Annotated in this window: 28 protein-coding genes, 1 tRNA gene, 1 pseudogene and 1 riboswitch; of the genes and pseudogenes, 12 read left to right on the top strand and 18 right to left on the bottom strand. The window is 69.5% G+C overall.

Annotated features, from left to right (window positions below; all coding sequences use genetic code 11):
- Positions 1-64 precede the first annotated feature (64 nt).
- Positions 65-2,521 carry a transglycosylase domain-containing protein gene (locus C1N81_RS28230; RefSeq protein ID WP_394433693.1) on the top strand — a complete coding sequence of 819 codons (2,457 nt, stop codon included), beginning with the start codon at positions 65-67 and terminating at the stop codon, positions 2,519-2,521.
- Here the strand turns inward: C1N81_RS28230 and sugE are convergent.
- The 3 genes from sugE to C1N81_RS28215 form a co-directional block, all read right to left on the bottom strand.
- Positions 2,478-2,798 carry a quaternary ammonium compound efflux SMR transporter SugE gene (gene sugE, locus C1N81_RS28225; RefSeq protein WP_394433691.1) on the bottom strand — a complete coding sequence of 107 codons (321 nt, stop codon included), beginning with the start codon at positions 2,796-2,798 and terminating at the stop codon, positions 2,478-2,480. The two genes, C1N81_RS28230 and sugE, sit on opposite strands and share 44 nt — an antisense overlap.
- A 32-nt stretch (positions 2,799-2,830) precedes the next feature.
- A riboswitch (guanidine-III (ykkC-III) riboswitch) is annotated at positions 2,831-2,895 on the bottom strand.
- A gap of 77 nt (positions 2,896-2,972) precedes the next feature.
- The gene (locus C1N81_RS28220) at positions 2,973-3,275 is read right to left on the bottom strand and encodes a GroES family chaperonin (protein ID WP_202437592.1); all 303 of its coding nucleotides are present in this window, start codon (positions 3,273-3,275) and stop codon (positions 2,973-2,975) included.
- A gap of 121 nt (positions 3,276-3,396) precedes the next feature.
- Positions 3,397-3,771, bottom strand: a complete 375-nt coding sequence (locus C1N81_RS28215; protein WP_394433689.1) for a DUF3618 domain-containing protein — start codon at positions 3,769-3,771, stop codon at positions 3,397-3,399.
- A gap of 169 nt (positions 3,772-3,940) precedes the next feature.
- Between C1N81_RS28215 and bcp the strand changes: the two genes are divergently transcribed.
- From bcp to C1N81_RS28190, 5 genes are all read left to right on the top strand, one after another.
- Positions 3,941-4,408 (top strand): thioredoxin-dependent thiol peroxidase, encoded by a 468-nt coding sequence (gene bcp, locus C1N81_RS28210; protein WP_394433687.1) that lies wholly within the window; start codon positions 3,941-3,943, stop codon positions 4,406-4,408.
- Positions 4,409-4,568: 160 nt separating this feature from the next.
- Positions 4,569-6,074 carry a glycine betaine/L-proline transporter ProP gene (proP, locus tag C1N81_RS28205; protein ID WP_394433685.1) on the top strand — a complete coding sequence of 502 codons (1,506 nt, stop codon included), beginning with the start codon at positions 4,569-4,571 and terminating at the stop codon, positions 6,072-6,074.
- Between the two features lie 129 nt (positions 6,075-6,203).
- Positions 6,204-6,833 (top strand): HNH endonuclease, encoded by a 630-nt coding sequence (locus tag C1N81_RS28200; protein WP_394433683.1) that lies wholly within the window; start codon positions 6,204-6,206, stop codon positions 6,831-6,833.
- Positions 6,830-7,669: an HNH endonuclease gene (locus C1N81_RS28195; RefSeq protein ID WP_394433681.1), complete on the top strand. Its 840-nt coding sequence runs from the start codon at positions 6,830-6,832 to the stop codon at positions 7,667-7,669. The genes C1N81_RS28200 and C1N81_RS28195 overlap by 4 nt, the downstream gene beginning before the upstream one ends.
- A gap of 12 nt (positions 7,670-7,681) precedes the next feature.
- Positions 7,682-7,765, top strand: a tRNA-Leu gene (locus C1N81_RS28190).
- A gap of 51 nt (positions 7,766-7,816) precedes the next feature.
- Here C1N81_RS28190 and rdgB read toward each other — a convergent pair.
- The 4 genes from rdgB to C1N81_RS28170 all read right to left on the bottom strand — a co-directional run bounded on the left by rdgB (position 7,817) and on the right by C1N81_RS28170 (position 10,279).
- Positions 7,817-8,422 (bottom strand): RdgB/HAM1 family non-canonical purine NTP pyrophosphatase, encoded by a 606-nt coding sequence (gene rdgB, locus C1N81_RS28185; RefSeq protein WP_394433679.1) that lies wholly within the window; start codon positions 8,420-8,422, stop codon positions 7,817-7,819.
- 176 nt (positions 8,423-8,598) lie between these two features.
- Entirely contained in the window at positions 8,599-8,991 is a 393-nt protein-coding gene (locus tag C1N81_RS28180) for a hypothetical protein (RefSeq protein ID WP_394433677.1), read from the bottom strand.
- A 175-nt stretch (positions 8,992-9,166) separates the two neighbouring features.
- The gene (gene rph, locus C1N81_RS28175; RefSeq protein WP_394433675.1) at positions 9,167-9,892 is read right to left on the bottom strand and encodes a ribonuclease PH; all 726 of its coding nucleotides are present in this window, start codon (positions 9,890-9,892) and stop codon (positions 9,167-9,169) included.
- A gap of 153 nt (positions 9,893-10,045) precedes the next feature.
- On the bottom strand, positions 10,046-10,279 hold the full coding sequence (locus tag C1N81_RS28170; RefSeq protein ID WP_394433673.1) for a glucose PTS transporter subunit EIIB: 234 nt from the start codon (positions 10,277-10,279) through the stop codon (positions 10,046-10,048).
- Positions 10,280-10,507: 228 nt separating this feature from the next.
- Here C1N81_RS28170 and C1N81_RS28165 point away from each other — a divergent pair, with 228 nt between their 5' ends.
- Positions 10,508-11,791 (top strand): PTS transporter subunit EIIC, encoded by a 1,284-nt coding sequence (locus C1N81_RS28165; RefSeq protein ID WP_394433671.1) that lies wholly within the window; start codon positions 10,508-10,510, stop codon positions 11,789-11,791.
- Positions 11,792-12,069: 278 nt separating this feature from the next.
- A complete protein-coding gene (locus tag C1N81_RS28160; protein WP_394433669.1) occupies positions 12,070-13,338 on the top strand; it encodes a PTS transporter subunit EIIC in 1,269 nt (422 codons plus the stop codon).
- A gap of 92 nt (positions 13,339-13,430) precedes the next feature.
- Here C1N81_RS28160 and C1N81_RS28155 read toward each other — a convergent pair whose 3' ends face one another.
- Positions 13,431-14,183: an MBL fold metallo-hydrolase gene (locus C1N81_RS28155; protein WP_394433668.1), complete on the bottom strand. Its 753-nt coding sequence runs from the start codon at positions 14,181-14,183 to the stop codon at positions 13,431-13,433.
- A 197-nt stretch (positions 14,184-14,380) separates the two neighbouring features.
- Here C1N81_RS28155 and C1N81_RS28150 point away from each other — a divergent pair, with 197 nt between their 5' ends.
- Complete coding sequence (locus C1N81_RS28150; protein WP_394433666.1) at positions 14,381-14,815, top strand: type II toxin-antitoxin system PemK/MazF family toxin; 435 nt, start codon at positions 14,381-14,383, stop codon at positions 14,813-14,815.
- Between the two features lie 99 nt (positions 14,816-14,914).
- On the opposite strand, the gene C1N81_RS28145 is transcribed toward C1N81_RS28150, so the two are convergent.
- From C1N81_RS28145 to clpS, 7 genes are all read right to left on the bottom strand, one after another.
- Positions 14,915-15,865 (bottom strand): PLP-dependent cysteine synthase family protein, encoded by a 951-nt coding sequence (locus tag C1N81_RS28145; protein WP_394433664.1) that lies wholly within the window; start codon positions 15,863-15,865, stop codon positions 14,915-14,917.
- A 17-nt stretch (positions 15,866-15,882) separates the two neighbouring features.
- Positions 15,883-16,161, bottom strand: a complete 279-nt coding sequence (locus tag C1N81_RS28140; protein WP_394433662.1) for a MoaD/ThiS family protein — start codon at positions 16,159-16,161, stop codon at positions 15,883-15,885.
- A 101-nt stretch (positions 16,162-16,262) separates the two neighbouring features.
- Positions 16,263-16,364: a putative leader peptide gene (locus C1N81_RS28135; protein ID WP_323179532.1), complete on the bottom strand. Its 102-nt coding sequence runs from the start codon at positions 16,362-16,364 to the stop codon at positions 16,263-16,265.
- Between the two features lie 90 nt (positions 16,365-16,454).
- Positions 16,455-16,871 (bottom strand): Mov34/MPN/PAD-1 family protein, encoded by a 417-nt coding sequence (locus C1N81_RS28130; RefSeq protein WP_394433659.1) that lies wholly within the window; start codon positions 16,869-16,871, stop codon positions 16,455-16,457.
- 76 nt (positions 16,872-16,947) lie between these two features.
- The gene (locus tag C1N81_RS28125) at positions 16,948-18,384 is read right to left on the bottom strand and encodes an amino acid permease (protein WP_394433657.1); all 1,437 of its coding nucleotides are present in this window, start codon (positions 18,382-18,384) and stop codon (positions 16,948-16,950) included.
- Between the two features lie 320 nt (positions 18,385-18,704).
- The gene (locus C1N81_RS28120) at positions 18,705-19,316 is read right to left on the bottom strand and encodes a DUF2017 domain-containing protein (protein ID WP_394433655.1); all 612 of its coding nucleotides are present in this window, start codon (positions 19,314-19,316) and stop codon (positions 18,705-18,707) included.
- On the bottom strand, positions 19,317-19,634 hold the full coding sequence (clpS, locus tag C1N81_RS28115; RefSeq protein WP_394433653.1) for an ATP-dependent Clp protease adapter ClpS: 318 nt from the start codon (positions 19,632-19,634) through the stop codon (positions 19,317-19,319).
- Positions 19,635-19,752: 118 nt separating this feature from the next.
- Between clpS and C1N81_RS28110 the strand changes: the two genes are divergently transcribed.
- Both C1N81_RS28110 and C1N81_RS28105 read left to right on the top strand, forming a co-directional pair.
- Complete coding sequence (locus C1N81_RS28110; RefSeq protein WP_394433651.1) at positions 19,753-21,081, top strand: nicotinate phosphoribosyltransferase; 1,329 nt, start codon at positions 19,753-19,755, stop codon at positions 21,079-21,081.
- Positions 21,082-21,173: 92 nt separating this feature from the next.
- Positions 21,174-21,767, top strand: coding sequence for an isochorismatase family protein (locus C1N81_RS28105; protein WP_394433649.1), 594 nt, complete (start codon positions 21,174-21,176; stop codon positions 21,765-21,767).
- Between the two features lie 88 nt (positions 21,768-21,855).
- Here C1N81_RS28105 and C1N81_RS28100 read toward each other — a convergent pair.
- Both C1N81_RS28100 and C1N81_RS28095 read right to left on the bottom strand, forming a co-directional pair.
- Positions 21,856-22,164 (bottom strand): annotated as a pseudogene (locus tag C1N81_RS28100) (hypothetical protein); the annotation flags it as partial.
- 122 nt (positions 22,165-22,286) lie between these two features.
- Entirely contained in the window at positions 22,287-24,677 is a 2,391-nt protein-coding gene (locus C1N81_RS28095; protein WP_394433647.1) for an immune inhibitor A domain-containing protein, read from the bottom strand.
- A gap of 356 nt (positions 24,678-25,033) precedes the next feature.
- Here C1N81_RS28095 and C1N81_RS28090 point away from each other — a divergent pair, with 356 nt between their 5' ends.
- On the top strand, positions 25,034-25,333 hold the full coding sequence (locus C1N81_RS28090) for a hypothetical protein (RefSeq protein ID WP_394433645.1): 300 nt from the start codon (positions 25,034-25,036) through the stop codon (positions 25,331-25,333).
- A gap of 39 nt (positions 25,334-25,372) precedes the next feature.
- Here C1N81_RS28090 and C1N81_RS28085 read toward each other — a convergent pair whose 3' ends face one another.
- A complete protein-coding gene (locus C1N81_RS28085; protein WP_394433643.1) occupies positions 25,373-26,107 on the bottom strand; it encodes an RDD family protein in 735 nt (244 codons plus the stop codon).
- Positions 26,108-26,185: the final 78 nt, after the last annotated feature.

Below are 26,185 nucleotides of genomic sequence, written 5' to 3'. Positions count from 1 at the left end.
AGGAGTCTTATGTGTCATACGAGGCGAACGTGACGTACGACGCGAATCAGGAGTTCCCCAGGGCATGAGCAGCGACGCGTCCCCGCCGGAGGGCACATCGACAGAGGAGACCCCCGAGAACCCGGAGAACCCGGAGAACCCGGAGAACCCGGAGAACCCGGGGAACCCCGAGAACCCCGAGAACCCCGAGAACCCCGAGAACCCGGGGAACAAGAAGGCGAAGGGCAGGCGGCCCAAGCGTACGGGCTGGCGCCGCCTCGTCCCGACCTGGCGGATGCTGCTCGGCACGATCATCGCGGCCGCCCTGCTGTGCGTCGGCCTGTTCGCCCTCGGCTACAGCCTCGTGCACATCCCGGCCGCCAACACGACCGCGACCGCCCAGTCGAACGTGTACCTGTACGCCGACGGCACCCAGATCGCCCGCGACGGCAAGATCAACCGGGAGAACGTGCAGCTCGCCCAGGTCCCGAAGCGGACCCAGCGCGCGGCGCTCGCCGCCGAGGACCGCGACTTCTACAGCGAGTCCGCCGTCGACCCGCAGGCAATGCTGCGCGCGGCCTGGAACACGGTCACCGGCAAGGGCAAGCAGTCCGGCTCGACGATCACACAGCAGTACGTGAAGAACTACTACCTGGCGCAGGAGCAGACGGTCACCCGGAAGGTGAAGGAGTTCTTCATCTCCATCAAGCTCGACCGCGAGCAGTCCAAGGACGACATCCTGGAGGGCTACCTCAACACGAGCTACTTCGGACGCAACGCGTACGGCATCCAGGCCGCGGCCCAGGCGTACTACGGCGTCGACGTGGAGAAGCTGACCGTCGCCCAGAGCGCCTATCTGGCGGCGCTGCTGAACGCCCCCAGCTCGTACGACGTGGTCACGCACCCGGAGAACAGGGCGCGCGCGGAGGCCCGCTGGAACTACGTCCTGGACGGCATGGTCAAGGAGCGGTGGCTGAGCGCCACCGAGCGCGCCGGGCTGAGGTTCCCGGTCCCGGACGAGGCGAGGGGCGCCGCGGGCCTGTCCGGGCAGCGCGGCTACGTCGTCCAGGCCGTGAAGGACGCGATCACCAGCCAGGACATCCTCGACGAGGACACGCTCGCGCTGGGCGGCTACCGCATCACGACCACCCTGCAACGCAAGAAGCAGGACGCGTTCGTGGACGCCGTCGACAAGCAGCTGATGTCCAAGGTGAACAAGAAGTCCCGCAAGGCCGACCGCAACGTGCGCGCGGGCGGCGCCGCCATCGACCCGACCACCGGCAAGGTCCTCGCGATGTACGGCGGCATCGACTACACGAAGCAGTACGTGAACAACGCGACACGCCGCGACTACCAGGTCGGTTCCAGCTTCAAGCCGTTCGTCTTCACGTCCGCCGCGCAGAACGGCGCGACCACCCAGGACGGCCGCGCCATCACCCCGGACACCGAGTACGACGGCACGAACAAACGGCCCGTGCAGGGCTGGAAGGGCGGTCCGTACGCGCCCGAGAACGAGGACGGCCGCAGCTACGGCCAGATCACCGTCGGCACCGCCACCGACAAGTCCGTCAACGCGGTGTACGCGCAGATGGCCGTCGACGTCGGCCCCGCGTCGGTCAAGCGGACGGCGGTCTCGCTCGGCCTGCCGCGGGACACGCCCGACCTGAACCCGTACCCCTCCATCGCGCTCGGCACGGCCACCGCCAGCGTCCTCGACATGACCAAGGCGTACGCCACGCTCGCCAACCACGGCCGGCGGACCACGTACACGCTGCTCGACTCCATCAGCAAGAACGGCGCCGCCGTCGAGCTGCCCGAGCAGTCCACCCGGCAGGTCGTCGACCGGGAGGCCGCCGACGCCACCACCGCCGTCCTGCGCTCCGTCGTCGAGGGCGGCACCGGCACCGCCGCCCGCGCCGCCGGACGGCCCGCCGCCGGAAAGACCGGCACCGCGGAGGAGGACCAGGCGGCCTGGTTCGCGGGGTACACCCCGGACCTGGCGGCCGTCGTCTCGGTCATGGGCCAGGACCCGAAGACCGGCGCGCACACCTCGCTCTACGGGGTCGGCGGCCAGCCCCGCGTCAACGGCGGCGGCTTCCCCGCGCAGATCTGGGCCCAGTTCACCAAGAAGGCCCTGGCCGGCAGCGCACCGGCCGACTTCGACCTGGAAGGCGTCGACGAGGACGCGGGCCGCACCAGCGCCCCGTCCACGACCGCCCCCTCGGCCACCGGCTCCGCGCCGGCCACCTCCCCCGGCGAGACCGACACCGGCACCTCGGACCCGAGCGGCACGGACAGCGCCGACGAGGGCGAGGACCAGGGCGCGTCGCAAGGGGAGACCGGCAGCCCGACGCAGGGCCGCACGGACGGCACGGCGGACGGCGGCGGCCCCGACGGCGGGGCGACGGACGGGGGCGGCGACGCCTTCGACGGCGGTCCCGACCCCGAGGGCGGCGGCTTCGGCGAAGGCGGCGCCCCCGACGGCGGGGCCGGGCCGCTCAGTGACCTGACGTCGCCTTCAGACCCACGATGGCCACAATGAGCAGGGCGATGAAGAAGACGCGGGCGGCGGTCGCCGGTTCACCGAGGATCAACATGCCGACGATCGCCGCGCCCGCGGCGCCGATGCCGACCCAGACGCCGTAGGCGGTACCGATGGGCAGGGTCTTCGCCGCGTAGGACAGCAGCATCATGCTGGCGACGATCCCGGCGCCGGTGAACACGCTCGGCCACAGGCGGGTGAACCCGTCCGTGTACTTCATGCCGATCGACCAGGCGACCTCGAGGAGTCCGGCGATCACGATCAGAATCCAGGCCATGACTGGCACCTCCGTCAGTGTTTCTCAACAGGGGTGCGTCGTCTTTGCGTAGCCCGGTACGGCGCGTCTCGTCGGGTGTGATCCACGATAGCAAAGCGCGCGCGGGAACGGACAAACCACCCGAAAGCGGAGGCTTGCCCAGGGCCGGGCTATTGCAGGTGCGGGGACGGGCTGTCAGAGATACAGCCCCGTCGAGTCCTCCGAGCCCTCGAAGCGGTCGGCGGCCACCGCGTGCAGGTCCCGCTCGCGCATCAGCACGTACGCGGTCCCCCGCACCTCGACCTCCGCCCGGTCCTCCGGGTCGTACAGAACCCGGTCGCCGGGCTCCACGGTCCGCACGTTCTGCCCGACCGCGACCACCTCGGCCCAGGCCAGACGCTTGCCGACCGCCGCCGTGGCGGGGATCAGGATGCCGCCGCCGCTGCGCCGCTCGCCCTCCGAGGTGTCCTGGCGGACGAGCACGCGGTCGTGCAGCATCCGGATGGGCAGCTTGTCGTCGTGATGGGTGCTGGGCAAATCCTTCTGGGGGCTCACGGCGACGAACCTACCTGCCCCGCGGCCCCGTGTACGCCTCCGGGTCGGCCCCGGCCGGCCCCGCTCAACCCTTGCGGCGCTTCGTGGTCACCGTGAGGAGGCCGACGACGCCGACGACGACGAGCGCGGCGGGCACGATCCGGCCCAGGCGCGGCGCCCCGTCCTCGGCCACGAACTGGCTCTTCACATCGGAGACGAGCCGGTTGGCACCGACGTACGCCCGTCCGAGGGTGTGATCGACGTTCGCCGCCAGCTTCGCCTTCGCGTCGCCGACGATCGTCTTCGGGTGCACCCGCACCCCGATCTCGTCGAGCGTCTCGGCCAGGGTCTCGCGGCGGCGCTTGATGTCCGCCTCGATCTGCGCCGACGTCCGCGTGTCCGGCGTATCCGACGTCCTTGACGTGTCCGACACCGCGCTGCCTCCGTGGTCGCTGTGCATCCGCTTGCTGTCCTCTGTTACGGCTGGGGGACAGTCTGTCAGCTAAGCGCCGACACCACCCCACGGCACCCCTATTACCCTCGTGCGAAGTCACCCTGGAGCCATTCGGGGCCACCCGGGGCCTGCCCCGGCCACCGGAGTACCCATCCGTGAGGAGATCACGAGCGACATGAGCGAGCGACTGCAGCCCGGCGACACCGCCCCCGCCTTCACCCTGCCCGACGCCGACGGCAACGAGGTCTCCCTCGCCGACCACAAGGGCCGCAAGACCATCGTCTACTTCTACCCGGCCGCGCTCACCCCCGGCTGCACCAAGCAGGCCTGCGACTTCACCGACAACCTCGACCTCCTCGCCGAGGCGGGCTACGACGTCATCGGCGTCTCCCCCGACAAGCCGGAGAAGCTCGCCAAGTTCCGCGAGCAGGAGAACCTCAAGGTCACGCTCGTCGGCGACCCGGAGAAGAAGGTCCTGGAGGCGTACGGGGCCTTCGGCGAGAAGAAGCTGTACGGGAAGGTCGTCACCGGGGTCATCCGCTCGACCGTCGTCGTCGACGAGGAGGGCAAGGTCGCGCACGCCTTCTACAACGTGAAGGCGACCGGCCACGTGGCGAAGATCATCAAGGACCTGGGCATCTGATGAGCCTCTGACGGATTCCGGGCCGCCCACCGGGGGTACCCGGGCCGCACTCGCGCTGTGACGAAAGTCCCCTCCACCGGGGACTTCCGTTTGCGATCGTCACCATTGAGCAAGTGATCCCTTCGGAAGTGTTTCAAGTCCAGAGAAGGGAACAACCGCCATGTCCAGCGACACCGAGGAAGGGCAGACACTGCCCGACCCGGAGGCGGTCAAGCGTCACCGGGCGCTGTTCCGCGCTGTGAAAAGGCGCAAGAACCCGCCCCTGCGCCGCACCGACATCACCGTCACCGACGACGCGGCGGTGAAGCGGGCGGTCAAGGCGGCCTCGCTCGGCAACGCCATGGAGTGGTTCGACTTCGGGATCTACTCCTACCTCGCGGTCACCATCGGCCACGTCTTCTTCCCTTCCGGGAACGACACGGTCCAGCTGATCTCGTCCTTCGCGACCTTCGCGGTGTCGTTCCTCGTCCGCCCGATCGGCGGCATGGTGTTCGGCCCGATGGGTGACAAGATCGGCCGCAAGAAGGTCCTGGCGATGACCATGATCCTGATGGCGATCGGTACCTTCGCCATCGGCCTCATCCCGTCCTACGCCACGATCGGCTTCTGGGCCCCGGTCCTCCTCATCCTCTTCCGCCTCGTCCAGGGCTTCTCCACCGGCGGCGAGTACGGCGGCGCGTCCACCTTCATCGCCGAGTACGCGCCCGACAAGCGGCGCGGCTACTTCGGCAGCTTCCTGGAGTTCGGCACCCTCGCCGGATACGTCGGCGCCGCCGGCCTCGTCACCATCCTGACCTCGGTCCTCGGCAGCGACGGCATGGAGTCCTGGGGCTGGCGCGTCCCGTTCCTCGTCGCGGGCCCGATCGGCCTCGTCGGCCTCTACCTGCGACTGAAGCTGGACGAGACCCCCGCCTTCCAGAAGCTGGAGGACGAGTCGTCCCACAAGGCCACGGAAGCCGCCTCCACCGTCGAGACCACCGCCAAGGGCGACCTCGCCAAGATCTTCCGCGACTACTGGCCGACGCTCATCCTCTGCATCTGCCTGGTCGGCGCCTACAACATCACCGACTACATGCTCCTCTCCTACATGCCGACCTACCTGTCGGACGAGATGGGCTACTCCGAGGCGCACGGCCTCCTCATCCTCATCGCGACGATGATCGTCCTGATGTGCATCATCAGCCAGGTCGGCAAGCTCTCCGACCGCTTCGGCCGCAAGCCGCTCCTCATGACCGGCATGCTCGGCTTCCTCATCACCTCGATCCCGGCGTTCCTCCTCGTCAAGAACGGCGCCCTGTGGGCCGTCTCGATCGGCATGCTGCTCCTCGGCCTCTCCCTGGTCTGCATGCTCGGCACCATGTCGGCGGCGCTCCCCGCGCTCTTCCCGACCCAGGTCCGCTACGGCTCCCTCTCGGTCGGCTACAACCTCTCCGCCTCGATCTTCGGCGGCACGACCCCGCTGGTGATCACCGCGCTCATCTCGTGGGCGGGGACCGACATGATGCCCGCGTACTACGCGATGGCCGCGGCCCTCGTCGGCGTCATCGCGGTCGCCTGCATGAAGGAAACGGCCCAGAAGCCGCTCGCGGGTTCCCCGCCGTCGGTGGAGACGCACGAGGAGGCAGCGGAAATGGTGGAGAACCAGGCCCCGGCACCTAGGTTCTGACCCTCTCCCCCGTCCCCGTCCCTTTCTCCTTCCGGATCGGACCGTTCCGCATTTCGTGCGTGACGGTCCGATTTTCGGTTCGTTAGGCCGTACGAGAAGGGGAACGGGCGGTCGATCAGGGGGTTCGCGGTGGCGGGGTTGCGGTACACGCGGGAGCTGTTGGAGGAGGCGGCGCGCGAGACGTCCTCGTGGGACGAGGCGGTGCGGTTCTGCGGGGGTGAACCGACCCGGCACAGCAAGCGGTACCTGCACCAGAAGATGGCCGACGCCGGGATCGACACCTCCCACTTCCGGCACGGAGCAGTGCGGCACACGGACGAGGCGCTGCGCGCGGCCGTCGCGGAGTCGTACAGCGTCCGGGACGTCGTGCGGTACCTGGGCATCAACAACGTCGGCGGCAACCAGGCGCACATCGGGCGGCGGATCGCGGCGCTCGGCGTCGACACCTCACACTTCGCGGCCCCCGAACGACCGCGGGCTGCACCCCGCAAGGAACGGGCGGACATCCTGGTCCTCCGCTCCCCCGACGAGGGACGCGTCCACGGCGTCCGCATCCGGCGGGAGCTGGTGCGCCTCGGCATCGCGGAGCAGTGCGCGTCCTGCTCCCGGTCGCAGTGGCGCGGGCGCCCCATCGCACTCGAGGTCGATCACCTCAGCGGGGAGTGGTGGGACAACCGCGTGGAGAACCTGCGCCTGCTGTGCCCCAACTGCCACGCGGTCACCGACACCTACCGGGGCCGGAAGCGGAGGACGGCATGAGCGGCAAGTACCCTCGCGCAACCCTGACCACGGCCGCCAAGGAGTCGACCAGCCTGGTCGACCTGATGCGCCGGGTCGGTGCGCCCATCGGCAGCGGCCCCGCCGACTACCTCCGCAAACGCCTCGCGCACTACGAGATCGACACCTCCCACTTCGTGGCGGAACCGCTCCCGGAACGCCCGCGGCGGTCGTACTCCGCAGAGGTGCTGGCCGACGCCGCGGCCCGGTCCACGAGCATCCGCGAGATGTTCCTCCACATGGGCATCCCTCCGGAGGACGGGCCGTACTGGCTCATCAAGCAGAAGCTGGCCACGTTCGGCATCGACACGAGTCACTTCGGTCCCGGTCGAGGGAGCGTGGCCTCGGCCCTCTTCCCGGAGGAGGAGTTCACCCGGGCCGTCGCCGCCTCGCGCAGCCTGGCCGGGCTGATGCGCGAGCTGGGCAGGCCCCCGTACGACAGCAGCTCGCGAGCAAGAGCCAGGCGGAGCATCGACGCGTACGGGCTTTCGACGGAGCACTTCGCCGGACAGGGCCATCGGGCCGGAGTCTCGTCGCCGAAGCGCAGGAGCGCAGCCGACATCCTGGTCCATCGCCCGCAGGGCTCGCGCCGCACGCGTACGCACCTCCTGCGTCGGGCACTCGAGGACATCGGGGTGCCGTGTGCCTGCGCCGAGTGCGGTCAGGGGCAGGTGTGGGAGGGGAAACGGCTGGTTCTGGAGATCGACCACATCAATGGCGAGCCGCTCGACGACCGTCGGGAGAACCTGCGTTACCTGTGCCCCAACTGCCATGCCCACACCACAACCTGGTGTCGTGGCGGGAGCCCAGCCCGGTAGCATGTGCGCCGAGCGGCGGTGGCGCAATGGCGACGCAGCAGACTTAGGATCTGTGGCCCTTGATCGGGCTTGAGGGTTCGAATCCCTTCCGCCGCACGAGCGATGGCCTGCGTTTCCGAGATGCGAAGCGCAGGCCATTCTTGTGTCTCAGCCCACCAGCTCCCGCACCACCGGCACCAGCGCCCGGAACGCCTTCCCCCGGTGGGAGATCGCGTTCTTTTCGGCCGGGGTCAGTTCCGCGCAAGTGCGGGTGTCACCCTCGACCTGGAGGATCGGGTCGTAGCCGAAGCCGTTCGTGCCCGAGGGGGCGTGGCGGAGGGTGCCGCGGAGTTGGCCCTCGACGACGTGTTCGGTGCCGTCGGGGAGGGCGAGGGCGGCGGCGCAGGCGAAGTGGGCCGTGCGGTGGTGGTCGTCGTCGATGTCGCCGAGCTGGGCGAGGAGCAGGTCGAGGTTGGCCTGGTCGTCGCCGTGGCGGCCGGCCCAGCGGGCGGAGAAGATGCCGGGCGCGCCGTTGAGGACGTCGACGCAGAGGCCCGAGTCGTCGGCGACGGCGGGCAGGCCGGTGGCCTTGGCGAGGGCGTGCGCCTTGAGCAGGGCGTTCTCGGCGAAGGTGACGCCGGTCTCGCGGACGTCGGGGATGTCGGGGTAGGCGTCCGCGCCGACGAGTTCGTGGGGCAGGCCTGCGTCGGCGAGGATGGAGCGGAGTTCGACGATCTTGCCGTTGTTGCGGGTGGCGAGGATGAGGCGGGTCATGGACCCAGTATCCAGTTCCGGCCACCCGCGGGGTTCGCCGGTGACGTGCCGGCTACGGCGGGCGAACCTTGGTCAGTCCGCCGGCCGCGTCCGTGACCGGAGTGACCTCCGCGGCTACGGCGGGCGGACCCTGGTCAGTTCGCCCGCCGCGTCCGTGACCGGAGTGACCCCCGCGGCTACGGCGTGCAGACCTTGGTCAGTTCGCCCGCCGCGTCCGTGACGGGGGTGACGTCCGGGGTCTCGTCGCCGTTCCTGATGGCCGTGCGGACGTTGTCCACGGCCTTGTTGAGGTCGCCGACCGCCTTCGACACATCCGCGTTGTCGGTCTTGTCGCCGATTCTGTCGAGGTTGGTGTCGATGGAGGCGAGGGCCTCGTCCGCCTGGCCGGGGTCGTTCGCCGCGTTCTCGACGGCCTGCTGGAGGTCGGTGACGCTGTCGGCGATGGCGTCGGCGGTCTGGACGCAGTCGAGGGCCTTGTCGACGGCGGAGCAGCCGACGGCGGCCGGGACGGCGATCAGTGCCATCGCGGCGACGGTGACGGCGATACGGCGGTGGCGGCGCGCGGCCATGGAACGGTCCTCCCCTGAAGTACGGACGGGTGGACGGCGGTCGCTGTCGCGGCGCCGGCCGCTGTCGCGTGCCGTCCACCCGTACGTAGTGACGCGGTTGGCGGTGCGGTGGTTGCCGCCACGCTTGGAGGTCTCTTTACCTGGGCCCGGTCGGCCGCCCCGCCAAGGGGTCCGCTTACAGGCCGAGCGCCTTGACCTGTGCCGCCGCCAGTTCGTCGCAGCCCGCGACCGCCAGGTCCAGGAGGGAGTTGAGCTCGGTGCGGTCGAACGGCTCGGCCTCGGCGGTGCCCTGGATCTCGACGAAGCGGCCGTCGCCGGTGCAGACGACGTTCATGTCGGTGTCGGCCCGCACGTCCTCCTCGTAGGCGAGGTCGAGGAGCGGTACGCCGCCGACGATGCCGACGGAGACGGCGCTGACGGTGCCGGTGAGCGGCTTGCGCCCGGCCTTGATCAGCTTCTTGGACTGGGCCCAGGAGACGGCGTCGGCCAGGGCGACGTAGGCGCCGGTGATGGCGGCGGTGCGGGTGCCGCCGTCGGCCTGGAGGACGTCGCAGTCGAGGACGACGGTGTTCTCGCCGAGCGCCTTGTAGTCGATGACGGCGCGCAGGGAGCGGCCGATGAGGCGGCTGATCTCGTGGGTGCGGCCGCCGATCTTGCCGCGGACGGACTCGCGGTCGCCGCGGGTGTTGGTGGCGCGGGGCAGCATCGAGTACTCGGCGGTGACCCAGCCTTCGCCGCTGCCCTTGCGCCAGCGCGGGACGCCCTCGGTGAAGGAGGCGGTGCACAGGACTCTGGTGTCGCCGAAGGAGACGAGGACGGAGCCCTCGGCGTGCTTGCTCCAGCCGCGTTCGATGGTGATCGGGCGGAGCTGTTCGGGCGTGCGGCCGTCGATGCGAGACATGGGGCGAGCCTATCGGGCCCGCCGGGCCCGAACGCGCGGAAGGCCGCCTGCCCCTGGTGCGCCGGGGCGGCGGCCTTCGCGGTGACCTGTGCGCGGGCCCTTCGGACGAGGTGACCCGTGCTCGGCTTCCTCAGAGGGAGGAGGCGCGTCGGGTCACATCATGTCTTCGATGTCGGCGGCGATCGGGTCCGCGTCCGTGCCGATGACGACCTGGATGGCGGTGCCCATCCGCACGACGCCGTGGGCGCCGGCGGCCTTCAGCGCGGCGTCGTCGACCAGGTCCGCGTCCTTGACCTCGGTGCGCAGGCGGGTGATGCAGCCCTCGACCTCTTCGATGTTGTCGATGCCGCCGAGCCCCGCAACGATCTTCTCAGCCTTGCTGGCCATTTCGTTCTCCCTGTTGTTCCCAGACCTGTTCCCAGGCCCGCCGTGTGGGCCGCTATGTCACGGTAACCCACGGTTGGCCCATCTTCGCGGGCGATGGCCGTGCTCGTGCCGAAAGATGACGAGCGACGACCAGCCTGTGGAGCGAACCGTTCCGCGACTGGTCTACACCAGTTTCCAACGGCCGCCAAACGTGGCTTGTTCCGGGAGGACGCCCATGAGAGGACGCCCATGAGTGCGAACGCTGCCACCGCGTCCGGACCGAGCCTCTGGCAGAACTTCTTCCAGGGGCTCCAGAAGATGGGGCGCAGTCTGCAGCTGCCCATCGCCGTGCTGCCGGCCGCCGGCATCGTCAACCGGCTCGGCCAGCCCGACGTCTTCGGCGACGACGGGCTCGGCTGGACGAACGTGGCGAAGGTCTTCGCGGGTGCGGGCGGCGCGCTGCTCGACGCGGATCTGGGTCTGCCGCTGCTGTTCTGCATCGGTGTCGCCATCGGCATGGCGAGGAAGGCGGACGGCTCGACGGCGCTGGCGGCGGTGGCGGGGTTCCTCGTCTACCGGGGCGTGCTGCACCAGTTCCCGCAGGACTGCCCGGGCGGGGCGAAGTCGGTGGCGACGGGGTGTCAGGGCGCGGACGGCGTCGTCGCCGCGTTCACCTATCAGAACCCCGGGGTGTTCGGCGGCATCATCATGGGGTTCCTGGCCTCGTTCTTCTGGGTCCGCTACCACCGCACCAAGCTGGTGTCCTGGCTCGGCTTCTTCAACGGGCGCCGGCTCGTCCCGATCATCATGGCGTTCGTCGGCATCGTCTTCGCGGTGCTCTGCCTGTGGATCTGGCCGCCGATCGGTGACGGTCTGGAGAGCTTCTCCAACTGGCTGCAGGATCTGGGCGCCATCGGCTCCGGCATCTTCGGCGTCGCGAACCGCTCGCTGCTCGTGATCGGTCTGCACCAGTTCCTGAACGTGCCGCTGTGGTTCCAGTTCGGCTCGTACACGAAGCCCGACGGCACGCAGGTGCACGGTGACATCAACATGTTCCTGCAGGGCGATCCGTCCGCGGGCATCTACCAGACGGGCTTCTTCCCGATCATGATGTTCGCGCTGCCCGCGGCGTGTCTGGCGATGTATCACTGCGCGCGGCCCGAGCGGCGCAAGGCGGTCGGCGGCATGATGCTGTCGCTGGCGCTGACCTCGTTCGTCACGGGCATCACCGAGCCGATCGAGTACTCCTTCGTCTTCATCGCGCCGGTGCTCTACGCGATCCACGCGGTGCTCACCGGAGTCTCGATGGCGGTGACGTGGGGGCTCGGGGTGAAGGACGGGTTCAGCTTCTCGGCCGGGCTCATCGACTACCTGATCAACTGGAGTCTCGCGACGAAGCCCTGGCTGATCATCGTGATCGGGCTGTGTTTCGCCGTCGTCTACTACGTGGTCTTCCGGTTCGCGATCACGAAGTTCGATCTGAAGACGCCGGGGCGTGAGCCCGAGGAGGAGGTCGAGGACGTCACGAAGTAGGCGTCCCCGTACGGCTCGAAGGGCCCCCGGACCGATTGGTCCGGGGGCCCTTTCTTCACGTCCGCGTCACGTGCGAATCACGCCGGAATCACGTCTGAGCCGAAGCGGACGCATATGTTCCATTCCACAGAAAGCGCGGGTTCCTTATCTCGCCTTCACCGTGTTACAACAGGTCTACACCACTGAGTGGTGTAGACCACGCGCGCCTGAGCGCCGGGTTCCCGAGACGCCGCCGTCCCCCCTTTCCCCCAGGCGGCGCCTGCCTACTGGAGGAAGTTGTGTCCACGGCTAGTGCCGCGCCCGCGGCCGACAAGAAGAAGAAGGGCGCAGGCGCGATGGCTGTCATGCAGCGCATCGGCCGCAGCCTCATGCTGCCGGTCGCCGTGCTGCCCGCAGGCGCCCTGCTCGTCCGCCTCGGCAACGATGACATGCTCGGCCGCGACTCGTTCCCCGCGTTCGTGACGAAGATCGCGGGCTTCATGGCGGCCGGCGGCAACGCCATTCTCGACAACATGGCGCTGCTGTTCGCCGTGGGCATCGCGATCGGCTTCGCCAAGAAGTCGGACGGCTCCACCGCCCTCGCGGCCGTCACCGGCTACCTGGTCTTCCAGAAGGTCCTGGCCACGTTCACCGACAAGAACCTGCCGAAGGTGGCCACCGCCGTCGACGGCAAGGTCGTCATGGTCGACGCCCCCGTGGACGCGAAGGTCCTCGGCGGTGTCGTGATGGGCATAGTCGTGGCCCTGCTGTACCAGCGCTTCTACCGGACCAAGCTGCCTGCCTGGGCGGGCTTCTTCGGCGGCCGTCGCCTCGTGCCGATCCTGTCCGCCTTCGCGGGCCTGCTCCTCGCCATCGTCTTCGGCTACATCTGGCCGGTCCTCGGCACGGGTCTGCACAACTTCGGTGAGTGGCTGGTCGGTTCGGGCGCCGTGGGCGCGGGCATCTTCGGTGTCGCCAACCGTGCGCTGATCCCGATCGGCATGCACCACCTGCTGAACTCCTTCCCGTGGTTCCAGGCGGGCTCGTACGAGGGCAAGAGCGGCGACATCAACCGGTTCCTCGCCGGTGACCCGACCGCCGGACAGTTCATGACCGGCTTCTTCCCGATCATGATGTTCGCGCTCCCCGCGGCCTGCCTCGCGATCGTGCACTGCGCCCGCCCCGAGCGCCGCAAGGTCGTCGGCGGCATGATGTTCTCGCTCGCCCTGACCTCGTTCGTCACGGGTGTCACCGAGCCGATCGAGTTCACGTTCATGTTCATCGCGCCGGTCCTGTACGCGATCCACGCGGTGCTCACCGGTGTCTCCATGGCCCTGACCTGGGCGCTCGGCATGAAGGACGGGTTCGGCTTCTCGGCAGGCCTGGTCGACTTCCTGCTGAACCTGGGCATCGCGTCCAAGCCGTGGATGCTGGTCCTGGTCGGCCTGTGCTTCGCCGCCCTGTACTACGTGATCTTCCGGTTCGCGATCATCAAGTTCAACCTGCCGACGCCGGGCCGCGAGTCCGACGAGGAGCTGGCCGAGCTGCAGAAGGCCGAGGCCAAGTAGGTCCTGCCACCCCGGGCATCACGAAGGCCCCGACGACCGCACCGGTCGTCGGGGCCTTCGCCAGTTCCGGAGCAGTCCCGGATCCGGCGGGCTCAGAGCTCGTACGTCGCCCCCGCCACCGCCAGCTCGACGGGACCGTCGTACACGCCGCGCGCGTCCGCCAGGTTCACCTGGGGGTCCGTCCACGGCGGGATGTGGGTGAGGACCAGCTTGCGCGCGCCGGAGCGCTGCGCGGACTCGCCCGCCTCGCGCCCGTTGAGGTGCAGCTCGGGGATGTTCTCCTTGCCGTGCGTGAACGCGGCCTCGCACAGGAACAGGTCGCTGTCGGCGGCCAGTTCGTCGAGCGCGGCGCACGGCCCGGTGTCACCGGAGTACGTCAGGGAGCGCCCGCCGTGCTCGATGCGGATCGCGTACGACTCGACCGGGTGGCAGACCTTCTCCATCCGTACGGAGAAGGGCCCGATCTCGTACGAGCCCGGCTTCACGGTGTGGAAGTCGAAGACCTCGCTGAACGCGGAGGCCGAGGGCGTGTCGGCGTGCGCGGTGGTCAGCCGGTGCTCGGTGCCCTCCGGCCCGTAGACCGGGATCGGGTCGCAACGGCCGCCCTCGTGGCGGTAGTAGCGGACGACGAAGTACGCGCACATGTCGATGCAGTGGTCCGCGTGCAGATGACTGAGGAAGATGGCGTCGAGGTCGTAGAGACCACAGTGGCGCTGCAGCTCGCCAAGGGCGCCGTTGCCCATGTCGAGAAGCAGCCGGTAGCCGTCGGCCTCGACGAGGTAGCTCGAGCAGGCCGAATCCGCGGACGGGAACGACCCCGAGCAGCCGACGACGGTGAGCTTCATAAGAGCCGGAACCTCCGCGCTGGCGGTCGGAAAGCGGGTGGGGATCGGGACTGAGGGTCCGTCGAGCGTAAGGCGCAAAACGGTGGGTCGCTCCTCCGTCGCGGGCCGTTGTGGGCGAACTCACCTGCGCTGTCACCGGTTCGGGCGGCGCTCGCCCGGTGGGCGGGCCCGCGCGCCCCACCGGTACCGTCGTCCGCATGGACACGTCCTGGTGGCTCGCGCTGGCGGCCGTGGTACTGCTCGCGCTGATCGCGGCGCTCGTCGACGGATGGGGCCGGGGTTCGCGACGGCGACGCCTGCGCGCCCCGTCCGCGGGGGTGCCCGGAGGGCCCCGGCCCGGCGAGATCTGGTGGGCGCTCGTGCCCTACGAGGACGGGCCCGGCTCCAAGGACCGCCCCTGCCTCGTCCTGTCCCTGCGCGGTGACACGGCACGGGTCGCGAAGATCACCAGCCGGCATCACGAGGAGCGGCCCGGGGTGATCGCGCTGCCGCCCGGCGCGGTCGCCGACGCGCGGCAGCGACGCAGCTATCTGGAGACGGATGAGCTGCGCAGTGTTCCTGTGGGGGATTTTCGGCGGCGGGCCGGGGTGGTGGACTCGGCGCTGTGGCGCCGGGTGCGGCATCTGGGATAGCTCCCTCGGCCCGGTTGGGGGCGAGGTCACGGGGCTCCGCCCCGGACCCCGCTCCTCAATCGCCGGAGGGGCCGGATCTCGCCGGACCCGGGCGAGGACTCAGGCCCACAACTGTCCGTGCAGGACCTCGATCGCCTCTTCCGTCGACGCCGCCGTGTAGACGCCCGTCGACAGGTACTTCCAGCCGCCGTCGGCGACGACGAACACGATGTCGGCCGACTCGCCCGCCTTGATCGCCTTCTTGCCGACGCCGATCGCGGCGTGGAGCGCCGCGCCCGTGGAGACGCCCGCGAAGATGCCCTCCTGCTGGAGGAGTTCGCGGGTGCGGGTCACCGCGTCGGCCGAGCCGACGGAGAAGCGGGTGGTGAGGACGGAGGCGTCGTACAGCTCGGGGACGAAGCCCTCGTCGAGGTTGCGCAGGCCGTAGACCAGGTCGTCGTAGCGCGGCTCGGCCGCGACGATCTTGATGTCGGGCTTCTGCTCGCGCAGGTACCGGCCGACGCCCATGAGGGTGCCGGTGGTGCCGAGGCCCGCCACGAAGTGGGTGACCGAGGGGAGGTCCGCGAGGATCTCGGGGCCGGTCGTGGCGTAGTGCGCGCCCGCGTTGTCCGGGTTGCCGTACTGGTAGAGCATCACCCAGTCGGGGTGCGTCCCGGCCAGTTCCTTGGCGATGCGGACGGCGGTGTTGGAGCCGCCCGCGGCGGGCGAGGGGATGATCTCGGCGCCCCACATGGCGAGCAGGTCGCGCCGCTCCTGCGAGGTGTTCTCGGGCATGACGCAGACGATGCGGTAGCCCTTGAGGCGGGCGGCCATGGCGAGGGAGATGCCGGTGTTGCCCGAGGTGGGTTCGAGGATGGTGCAGCCGGGCGTGAGGCGCCCGTCCTTCTCGGCCTGCTCGATCATGTGGAGCGCGGGGCGGTCCTTGACCGAGCCGGTGGGGTTGCGGTCTTCCAGCTTCGCCCAGATCCGTACGTCCTCGGAGGGCGAGAGCCGCGGCAGGCGCACCAGGGGGGTGTTGCCGACCGCGGCCAGCGGACTGTCGTAACGCATACGTCGCTACGTCCGGCTCAGCGTGCGCCGCCGGCCACGGCCGGCAGGATCGTGACGTTGTCGCCGTCGGTGAGCTTGGTGTCGATGCCGTCGAGGAAGCGGACGTCCTCGTCGTTCAGGTAGACGTTCACGAAGCGGCGCAGCTGGCCCCCGTCCACGATGCGGGCGGCGATCCCGGAGTGCCGGGTGTCCAGGTCGGCGAACAGCTCGGCGAGGTTGTCCCCGCTGCCCTCGACGGCCTTGGCGCCGTCGGTGTAGGTGCGGAGGATGGTCGGGATGCGGACCTCGATGGCCATGCTGGTGCTCCTGTCAGGAGTCGGGAGTCGTGTGGGTGGACGCGCGGGGGCGCCCGGTACCGGCGGGCCGGCCGTGCGTGGGGATCGCGGGGGTCGCGGTTTCAGCGCGGACAGATGGCGCTGGCGAGGCGGCACAGGTCGACGTGCAGCCGCGCCACGAGCAACATGCCCGGCGTCTTTTCGCTCACGTCGTGGGAAACCATGCGTTCATCGTAACGATTCCCGGTCCGGTTCCCCGAGTGTGATCTCACCATGCGGTCGGATTCCGTCCGGTGGCCGGGACGGGCCGTGCTTTACGCCGTGACCTCGACGTCTTCCTCGGTCACTTCGCCCTCGACGATGCGGAAGGAGCGGAACTGGAAGGGGCCCGCGTCGTCGGTGTCGGCGGTGGAGACGAGGACGTAGTGGGCGCCGGGTTCGTTGGCGTAGCTGATGTCGGTGCGCGACGGGTAGGCCTCGGTGGCCGTGTGCGAGTGGTAGATGATCACCGGTTCCTCGTCGCGGTCGTCCATCTCGCGGTAGAGCTTGAGGAGGTCGCCGGAGTCGAACTCGTAGAACGTGGGCGAGCGGGCCGCGTTCAGCATGGGGATGAAGCGCTCGGGGCGGCCTTCGCCGACCGGGCCCGCGACGACGCCGCACGCCTCGTCGGGGTGGTCGGCGCGGGCGTGCTCCACGATCCGGTCGTACAGGTCCTTCGAAAGCGTCAGCATGCGGCCAGGATAAGCAGGTGGGCCGTCGCGTACCGGAGTCCGGTACGCGACGGCCCACCTGGTGAGACCGGGGCGCTCAGGCGCGCTTGGCGAACGCGGCGCCCTGCGGGTTGCGCTTGCGCAGGACGAAGTAGGAGACGCCGAGGATGACGCCCCAGACCGGTGCCGCGTAGAGGGAGACCCGGGCGTCCTTGTCGATGCCCATCATGACGATGACCATCGCGATGAAGGCCAGCGAGAAGATGCTCGCCCAGATGCCGCCGGGGGCGCGGAACTCGGACTTCGGCAGCTCACCGCGGTCGGACTTCAGGCGGTAGCGGACCTGGCAGATCAGGATGACGATCCAGGCCCACATGCCGGAGATGGTGGCGAAGGAGACGACGTAGTTGAACGCCTCGCCGGGCCACTGGTAGTTGATCCAGACGCCGACCAGCATCATCGCGGCGGAGACGGACGTGCCGATGAGCGGCAGGCCGTTCTTGGTCAGCTTGGTGAAGAAGCCCGGGCCCTGGCCGTTGAGCGCGAGGTCGCGCAGCATGCGGCCGGTGGAGTACATGCCCGAGTTGCAGGAGGAAAGGGCGGCGGTCAGCACGACGAAGTTGACGATGCCGGCGCCCGCGGCCAGGCCCATCTTCTCGAAGGCGGCGACGAAGGGGCTGACGCCGGGCTGGAAGTTGGTCCACGGCACGACCGAGAGGATCATGATGAGGGCGCCGACGTAGAAGACGGCGATGCGCCACGGCACGGTGTTGATGGCCTTGGGCAGGACCTTCTTCGGGTCCTTGGACTCACCGGCGGTGACGCCGACCAGCTCGACGGCGAGGAAGGCGAACATGACCATCTGGAGGGTCATGAGGGTGTTGCCGATGCCGTGCGGGAAGAAGCCGCCCTGGTCCCACAGGTGGGTGACGGAGGCGGTGTCACCGGCGTCGGAGAAGCCGAGGGTGAGGATGCCGGCGCAGATCAGGATCATGCCGACGATGGCGGTGACCTTGACCATGGAGAACCAGAACTCCAGCTCGCCGAAGAGCTTCACGGAGATCAGGTTGGCGCCGTAGAGGATGACGGTGAAGACGAGGGCGGACACCCATTGGGGGATGTCCCACCAGTACGTCATGTAGGTGGCGGCCGCGGTCACCTCGGTCATGCCGGTGATGACCCAGAACAGCCAGTAGGTCCAGCCGGTGACGAAGCCCGCGAAGGGGCCGATGAACTCGCGCGCGTACTCCGAGAAGGAGCCGGAGACGGGCCGGTACATGAGGAGCTCGCCGAGCGCCCGCATGATGAAGAAGATGACGAGGCCCGCGATGGCGTACGCGAGGATCAGGCTGGGGCCCGCCTTGGAGATGCCCTTGCCCGCGCCGAGGAAGAGGCCGGTCCCGATGGCGCCGCCGATGGCGATCATCTGGATCTGCCGGGAGCCGAGACCCCGCTGGTAGCCCTCGCCGCCCTCACCGGTGTCGCTCACGGCCTCATTGCCGGCGTTGTGCTTGTCGACCTGCACTGAGGTCATGATGGTGCGCCTTTCTCCATGCCGATCCGTGCCGTGCGCGGCTCGGATCGACTGTGACGATCCTTGGGGCCAGAGGCCCTGGATGGATGGAGCTGTGCCTACCGGCGGTCGGCCGGTAAGGGCGCCCCCGGCGGACAGGGGTGGCGTCCGTCGGGCGGTCGTGAAGATTTATCACGCCGTTCACGGTGCGCGGACGAGGCGCGTGTGACGCGGACCACTGGAAAAAGGGGACAAAGGGGGTTCGCAACCGCAATGGGGGTCGCCTCGGTGACGCGATCGTTATGCGGATTTGAGTCACCGCTGAGCGAACACCTGGAGTTTCACGGCAGGAGCGTGTCGACCAGGGTCTCCTGCAGCCCGCCGAGCCACAGGTAGGCCATCACCATCGGCTTGCGCGCGTCCTCGTCGGGGAGCCGGTAGAGGATGTCCGTGTCCTCCTCGTCGGTGATGTCGAGGCGGGTGCCGATGGCGAGACGCAGGTCGTTCAGGGCGCGCATCCACGGGATCGACTCGTCGGGGGACAGCTTGAGGACCGCGCCGCCGCCGTCCGCCGAGGAGGCGAGCGAGTCGAGGGAGCGGACCACGGCGAGGGCGTCCTCGCGCTTGCCGGCCCGCAGGTCGTTCTCGGTGAAGCGGCGGAACTCGGAGGAGTAGGCGCGCAGCTCGTCCGCGTCGGCGGTGGACATGGCACCCTCGGCGGCCGGGCCGCCGTACGCGTCCGGGAGGAGGCGGCGCAGGACCGCGTCGGTGGGCGGCTCCGTGGGGCCGTCGGCGAAGAGTTCGGCGAGCGGGTCGTCGGAGAGCTCGCCGCCGGGCCCGGGGCCGATCAGCTCCAGGAGCTGGACGGCGAGCGAGCGGATGATGGAGATCTCGACGTCGTCGAGGGCGACGGCGGCGCCGCCGCCCGGGATCGGCTCGAAGTGGCCGGGCATTTACTTCCGATCCTGTTGCAGCGTGGCCCACAGGCCGTATCCGTGCATGGCCTGGACGTCCCGCTCCATCTCCTCGCGGCTGCCGGTGGAGACCACCGCGCGCCCCTTGTGGTGCACGTCCATCATCAGCTTCGTCGCCTTCTCCTTGGAGTAGCCGAAGTAGCTCTGGAAGACGTACGTCACGTAGCTCATGAGGTTGACCGGGTCGTTGTGGACGAGCGTGATCCAGGGGACGTCCGGCTCGGGGACCACGGAGAGATCCTCCGTCGTCTCGGGGCTTTCGATCTCAAGGGGTGCTGGAGCCGTCACACGGCCCATGCTGCCACCACCGGGCCCCAACCGCACAAACGAGCCGCTGGGGCCTGTCGTAGGCCGTTCGCACAAACGGACGCCAGAAATCGTCACCTTGACGCTAAGAGGGGGTAGCATCCAGCCTATGAACACAGCGGACCTTGGCCTGCCGGTGGACGTTCCGTCGACAGCCCTCTTCACCGATCACTACGAGCTGACGATGCTCCAGGCCGCCCTGCACGGGGGTGCGGCCGACCGCCACTCGGTCTTCGAGGTCTTCACCCGCCGCCTTCCCGAGGGCCGCCGCTACGGCGTCGTCGCGGGCACCGGGCGCGTCCTGGACGCCGTGGAGAACTTCCGCTTCGACGCGGGCGTCCTCGGCTTCCTGCGCGAGCGGGGCGTCGTGGACGAGCCGACGCTCGAATGGCTCGCGCAGTACCGTTTCTCCGGCGACATCTGGGGCTACCCCGAGGGCGAGGTTTACTTCCCCGGCTCGCCGGTCCTGCGCGTCGAGGGCTCGTTCGCCGAGTGCGTGCTCCTGGAGACGGTGATCCTCTCCATCCTCAACCACGACTCCGCCATCGCCGCCGCGGCCTCGCGCATGTCCTCGGCCGCCGGGGACCGCCCGCTCATCGAGATGGGCGCCCGGCGCACGCACGAGCTGGCCGCCGTCGCCGCCTCCCGCGCCGCGTACGTCGGCGGCTTCGCCACCACCTCCGACCTCGCGGCCGGGTTCCGGTACGGCATCCCGACCGTCGGCACCTCCGCGCACGCCTTCACCCTCCTCCACGACACCGAGCGGGACGCCTTCCGCACCCAGGTCGACTCGCTCGGCGAGGGGACGACCCTGCTAGTCGACACCTACGACGTGGCCGAGGCGGTCCGCACGGCCGTCGAGATCGCGGGGCCGAAGCTCGGCGCCGTCCGCATCGACTCCGGCGACCTGCTGCTCGTCGCGCACCGGGTCCGCAAGGAGCTCGACGAGCTGGGCGCCAAGGACACCAAGATCGTGGTCACCTCCGACCTCGACGAGTACGCCATCGCCTCGCTGCGGGCCGCGCCCGTGGACGCGTACGGCGTCGGGACGCAGCTGGTGACCGGCTCGGGGCACCCGACCTGCTCCATGGTCTACAAGCTCGTCGCGCGCGCCGAGTCCGCCGATCCGAAGGCGCCGCTGACGCCCGTCGCGAAGAAGTCCGCGGGCGGCAAGACGTCCATCGGCGGCCGCAAGTGGGCCGCGCGCCGCCTCGACCGGGACGGCGTCGCCGAGGCCGAGGTCGTCGGCACCGGCGAGGTGCCGGCCGACCTCGTCGAGCGGCAGCTCCTCGTCCAGCTGGTCAAGGGCGGCGAGGTGCTGTCCCGGGAGCCGCTGGACGCCGTGCGCGAGCGGCACATCGCCGCCCGCGACGGCCTTCCGCTGTCGGCGACGCAGCTGTCGCGCGGCGAGGCCGTCCTCCCCACCGAGTACATGTGAGCCGGGCGAGCGGCGGAGCGCCCCTGGTGCCCCCTCCCGCTCCGTACCGGAAACTTCTACGCTCGTAGTCTCCAAAGCGAAGGACACCGACCATGCGCCGCGCCCTGATCGTCGTCGATGTGCAGAACGACTTCTGCGAGGGCGGCAGCCTCGCGGTGGCGGGGGGTGCAGACGTCGCTGCCGCGGTCACCGATCTCATCGGTCAGACGGGCGGTGGCGTCGGGTACCAGCACGTCGTCGCCACCCGGGACCACCACATCGACCCCGGCGACCACTTCTCCGACGCCCCGGACTACGCGCACTCGTGGCCCGTGCACTGCGTCGCCGGGACCGAGGGGACGGGGTTCCACCCGAACTTCGCGCCCGCGGTCGCCTCGGGGGCCGTCGACGCGGTCTTCGACAAGGGGGCGTACGCGGCCGCCTACAGCGGGTTCGAGGGGGCCGACGAGAACGGGGTGTCCCTCTCGGTGTGGTTGCGCGCCCGGGGGATCACCGAAGTGGACGTCGTCGGGATCGCCACGGATCACTGTGTGCGGGCGACCGCGCTGGACGCGGTCGGGGCGGGGTTCCGTACGCAGGTCTTGCTCGACCTGACGGCGGGGGTGGCCGCCGATTCGACCGAGGCGGCTATCGAGGAGATGCGCTTGAACGGGATCGAGATGACGGGAAAGCCTGCCGTCGCTTAGGTCACGGGGCTCTGTCTGCCCCGGATCCCGCTGCCTCTCGTACAAAGGCGGGGCTGATTTTGGCGGGGCTCATTTTGACGGAGTTGAGCGCACCAGGTCTCAACAAAGACCGTATGGGGTGCCACAGCTCGCCCGTCGAGGCCAGCGGCGCCTCGCGCCAGACCAGGCCGTCCGGGTGGTGCAGGACCGCGGTGATCTCGTCCGGGGTCGGCGGGTGCGCGTTGCCGCGGAGGTAGACGGCGCGCAGGCCGAGGTTGCGCAGGCGGGTCAGGGCCCGGGGGCGGTTCACGGCGTGCACGAGGACGCGGACGGCGCGCTCGCCGGGGCCCGGCGCGGGCAGGGTCAGCGCGACCACGACGCTTCCTCCGGGCAGCTTGCAGAACCCACCTGCGGACACGTCGGTCACACCCCTCTGATACATGGTGTCAATAAGGAACTCACAGGACGCACTCAAACACGATCGGCCGCGACCCGCCAGGGGGTCGCGGCCGATACGTTTGTGACCTGCGGCTTTGTCCGCTACTTGGTCGAGGGGCCGACCTGGACCGTGATCGACGAGCCGGTGAGCGGCTGGCTCACGATCGCGATCCGGGTGTTGGTGTCAGTTGTCTGCACGCTGCCGGTCGGGTTCTCCTTGTACCAGTAGGTGCCCTTGTGGTCGTCGAAGACCGGGTTGCCCAGCTGCGCCGGGATCTTCGTCTCGACGCCCAGCTTGTGGAGCTTCATGCCCGGCACCGGGTACCAGCCGAAGGCGGCGTCGTACGGCGTGATCTTGTTGGTGATCAGCTTGCCGTCCGCCCACTTCAGCGGCTTCGCGTGCGCGTCGACGGGAAGGATCAGACCCTTGCCGGGGTGCTGGCCGACGTTGTTGTTGCGCTGCGAGGTGTCCCACTGCCAGATCATCAGGCCCGGACGGTACTGGTAGTGCTCGACCCAGTTGTTCTTCGCGCCGCCGTCGCGCCAGCCGAAGTTGTACGGGCCGACCTTGAGGGTCTTGTCGTACGACACGTACTGGCGGTTCTCGGCGATGTAGAACTGCGGGAAGTCGCCGCTGATGGAGGCGCCGACGCGGGAGAAGCCGCGCGCGGTCCAGCCGTTGTCGTCGCCCTCGGCGTTGTCGGTGAAGACGGCCGAACCGTCCGCGACGACCTTGAGGTTGTCGGAGGTGAAGCCCATGCCGCCCGCGCCGCCGTCGGTCTTGTAGCGGAAGCGGATGTCGATCTTCTTGCCCGCGAACTCGTCGAGCGGGAAGACCAGGTGCTTGAACGTGGTGGAGTCACCGGTCAGCGCGGGCTTGTCGCCGCCGTCGCGCGGGATGGTGACGCCGTCGGCGGTGCCGTCGATCGTCTTCCAGCTCGCGCCGTCGTCGGTGGAGACCTGCGTGTACAGGTAGTCGTAGTCCTTCTCGATGTTCCACCAGCCGTCGAGCTCGAGCGACGCCTTCGCCTTGCCGCTCAGGTCGACGGTGCGCGACAGGGTGTTGTCGAGGTCGTCGCCGTAATCCGACCACCACTGCTTCGAGCCCTCGGCGGGCTTCACGATGTCCGTGGTGACGTTCTTCTTCGGCAGTTCGACGACGAGCGCCTGCTTCAGCTTGGTGTTGTACTCGGCCACGCCCAGCTTGTGCGTCGACTTCGTCGCCGCCTTCGCCGTGTCGTAGTTGAGCCAGCCCAGCTGGAGCTTGTCCCAGGCGGTCATGTCGCCCGGCATGTCGCCGATCGACTCCTCGCCGGTGCCGAGCCAGGAACCGGCCGACATCAGCGACCAGAAGCCGACCGAGTTCTCGCCCGCGTACGAGGTGTCGTACAGGTCGGGCAGGCCCAGGTCGTGGGCGTACTCGTGGGCGAAGACGCCGAGGCCGCCGTTCTCCGGCTGCATCGTGTAGTCGCCGACCCAGATGCCGGTGTCGCCGACCGGGGTGCCGCCCGCCTTGAAGCCCTCGGGGCCGGTGTCGCCGTCGTCGCGGCTGTAGGCGTAGCCGCGGTGCGCCCACAGGGAGTCGCCGCCCTGCGCGCCGCCGCCGGCCGACCCGTCCTCGCCCGCGTGGACGATCTGGAAGTGGTCGATGTAGCCGTCGGGCTCGTTGAAGTTGCCGTCGTTGTCGTGGTCCGTGCGGTCCCACTGGTCGTACTGCGCGAGGTCGGCCTTGATGTCGGCGTCGGACTTGCCGGCCGCCTTCTGCTGCTCGACCCAGGCGGTGACGCCGTCGCGGACCAGGTCCTCGACGTTCGGGCAGTTGTCGGCGCCGCAGTAGTTGGAGCCGTAACGGGCCTCGTTCCACGGGACCTTGACCCAGTCCGAGACCTCGCCGTCGACCGAGTACCGGCCCGACGACGTCTTCTCGTAGTAGGTCTTGAGCGAGTCGACGCCCTTGCCGGAACCGAAGTACAGGTCCTGGAAGTGCTTCGCGTTGTAGTCCTTCTGCCAGGCCGTGCTGTTGTCCTTGGAACGGTCCGGCTCGGCTATCTGGTTGTGCAGCGGGCCGGGAGTGCCGCCGTACTTCGGCTTCAGCTCGTCGGTGTCGTCGTCCGCGCGGTCCACCAGAGTGGTGTTGTCGACCTTGTCGCCGAACTCGGTCAGGATCGTGAAGATCTTGTCCGTGCGCTCGCGGCCCAGCTCGACGTACTTGCCCTTGCCGAGGTCGACGACCCTGGAGCCGTGCCGCTCCTGGACCTTCGACTTGCCCTGCAGCACGTTCTGCAGCGCGGTCTGGCGCTGCTGCTCCTGCTGCTTGCTGAACGGGCCGTCCATGACGTGGCCCTTGCCCCCGTACGTCTTGCCGGAGGTGGTGCTCGTCGCGGCCGGCGTGTCGGCCTGGGCCGTCGTCGCCGCGACCGCGCCCGTGGCGGCGGTGGCGGCCAGGGTCACGAGCACCGCGGCGGCTCTCAACGCCCGTCTCTTGGTGGTCACTTGAGTGATCTCCTCCTCCGTGGCCCGCTGGCCACGTGTCACAAGTGACGCCATTTGACCGGAGGTAGAGGAGAAATAACAGACCTTGACGATGACGTTTGCGTTGCACTATGCGCGGGGGCGGATCCGTTATCCGGACAAGCCCCTAGATACTTGCGATGCACCGTGCCGCCCTGCGCGGCCCCCTGGCGGACCCGGTGATTCCGTGCGCCCCCCATGCCCCGACACCGTGGGTTAGCTCATGCTTACTGCAGGTTCCGTTCGGGCACACGTCGCATTAGAGTTTGGACCTTACGGTGTGACCCACCGGACGGTCCCGCTCGCGCTCCCCCGACGTCACGAGGACGGATACCGCCATGCCTCGCCCGACTGTCCCACAGCTCCTCTACGGTTCGGCCGCCGTCATCTGTTCGACCCTTGCCATGCTGCTGCTGTCCCGGACGACTTCGGGCCCCGGCGTCGCGGTCATCGCCGTGTCGGCGCTCGCCCTCGGGCTGCTTGTGGCGCTCTCCGTGCCGGCGCGCAAACCTTCCGCCGGGCCCGCGGAGGCCGAGGGCCGGGCAGCCGAGCGGGTGCCCGCGCAGCGCGTGGCCCGGCCGGTCCGCGCGCACTCCTCGTCACGGTCGGTACGGGAGCGCGAACCGGCGGGCCCGTGAACCACGAGCCCGCCGGAGACCGATGGCCGTCCCGCCGCGTCAGGCGGTGCTGACCACCACCGTCTTCGCGGCCTTGTCGTGCAGGCCCTGCTTGTAGGGCTTGTCGAAGAAGCTCCAGCCGCCGCAGATCGCGGTCCAGATGCAGGCGCAGCAGAAGACGGCCGGAATCCAGAGCACGACGGCGCGGATCAGATTCGTCTGCACGCTCGGCGTCGCCCCGTTGTCCAGGGTGGCCACGCGCAGCTTCATCAGCTTCTTGCCCAGGGTCTGACCGGTCTTCGCCATCATGAACGTGTCGTAGCCGATGTACAGCACGGCCGCGAGCAGCGACTGCCCGAACTGCCTGCCGTACTGGATCTTGTCCGGGTCCGTCTCGTACTCGGACGTGCCGAACGCCCACGACAGCAGACCCACGACGATCCCGACGAGGATCAGGTCGATGATGCGGGCCAGGACGCGTTTGCCGCTGTCGGCGAGCGGCGGCATCCCGGCGAGCGGGTCCTGGGCGCCGTACCCGCCCCCTGAACCGTACGGGTCACCGCCGTACGGAGGAGGGGTGCCGCCGCCTCCGTACGGGGGCGGGGTGCCGCCGCCCGGCGGGGGCGTACCGCCGTACGGAGGCTGGACCCCGTCACCCGGCGGGGGCGCCGAACCGTAGGGATTCTGCGGGGAGTCGTACGGGGAGCCGCCGCCCGGGGAGGCCGGGGGCGGCTTGCGGAACGGGTCGTCGTCCGGCGGCTGGCCGGATCCGTTGGGCGGCGGTTCGCTACTCATGGCCCGAGTGGACCGCGAACGCCGGGTGCACGCACCCGGCGGGCCGCCGTCCGGATGACCCGGACAGCGCTATCCGGC

This window comes from Streptomyces sp. SGAir0957, assembly GCF_043523415.1.
Note: the sequence above shows the minus strand (reverse complement) of the source record. Positions and strands in the feature narration are given on the sequence as shown.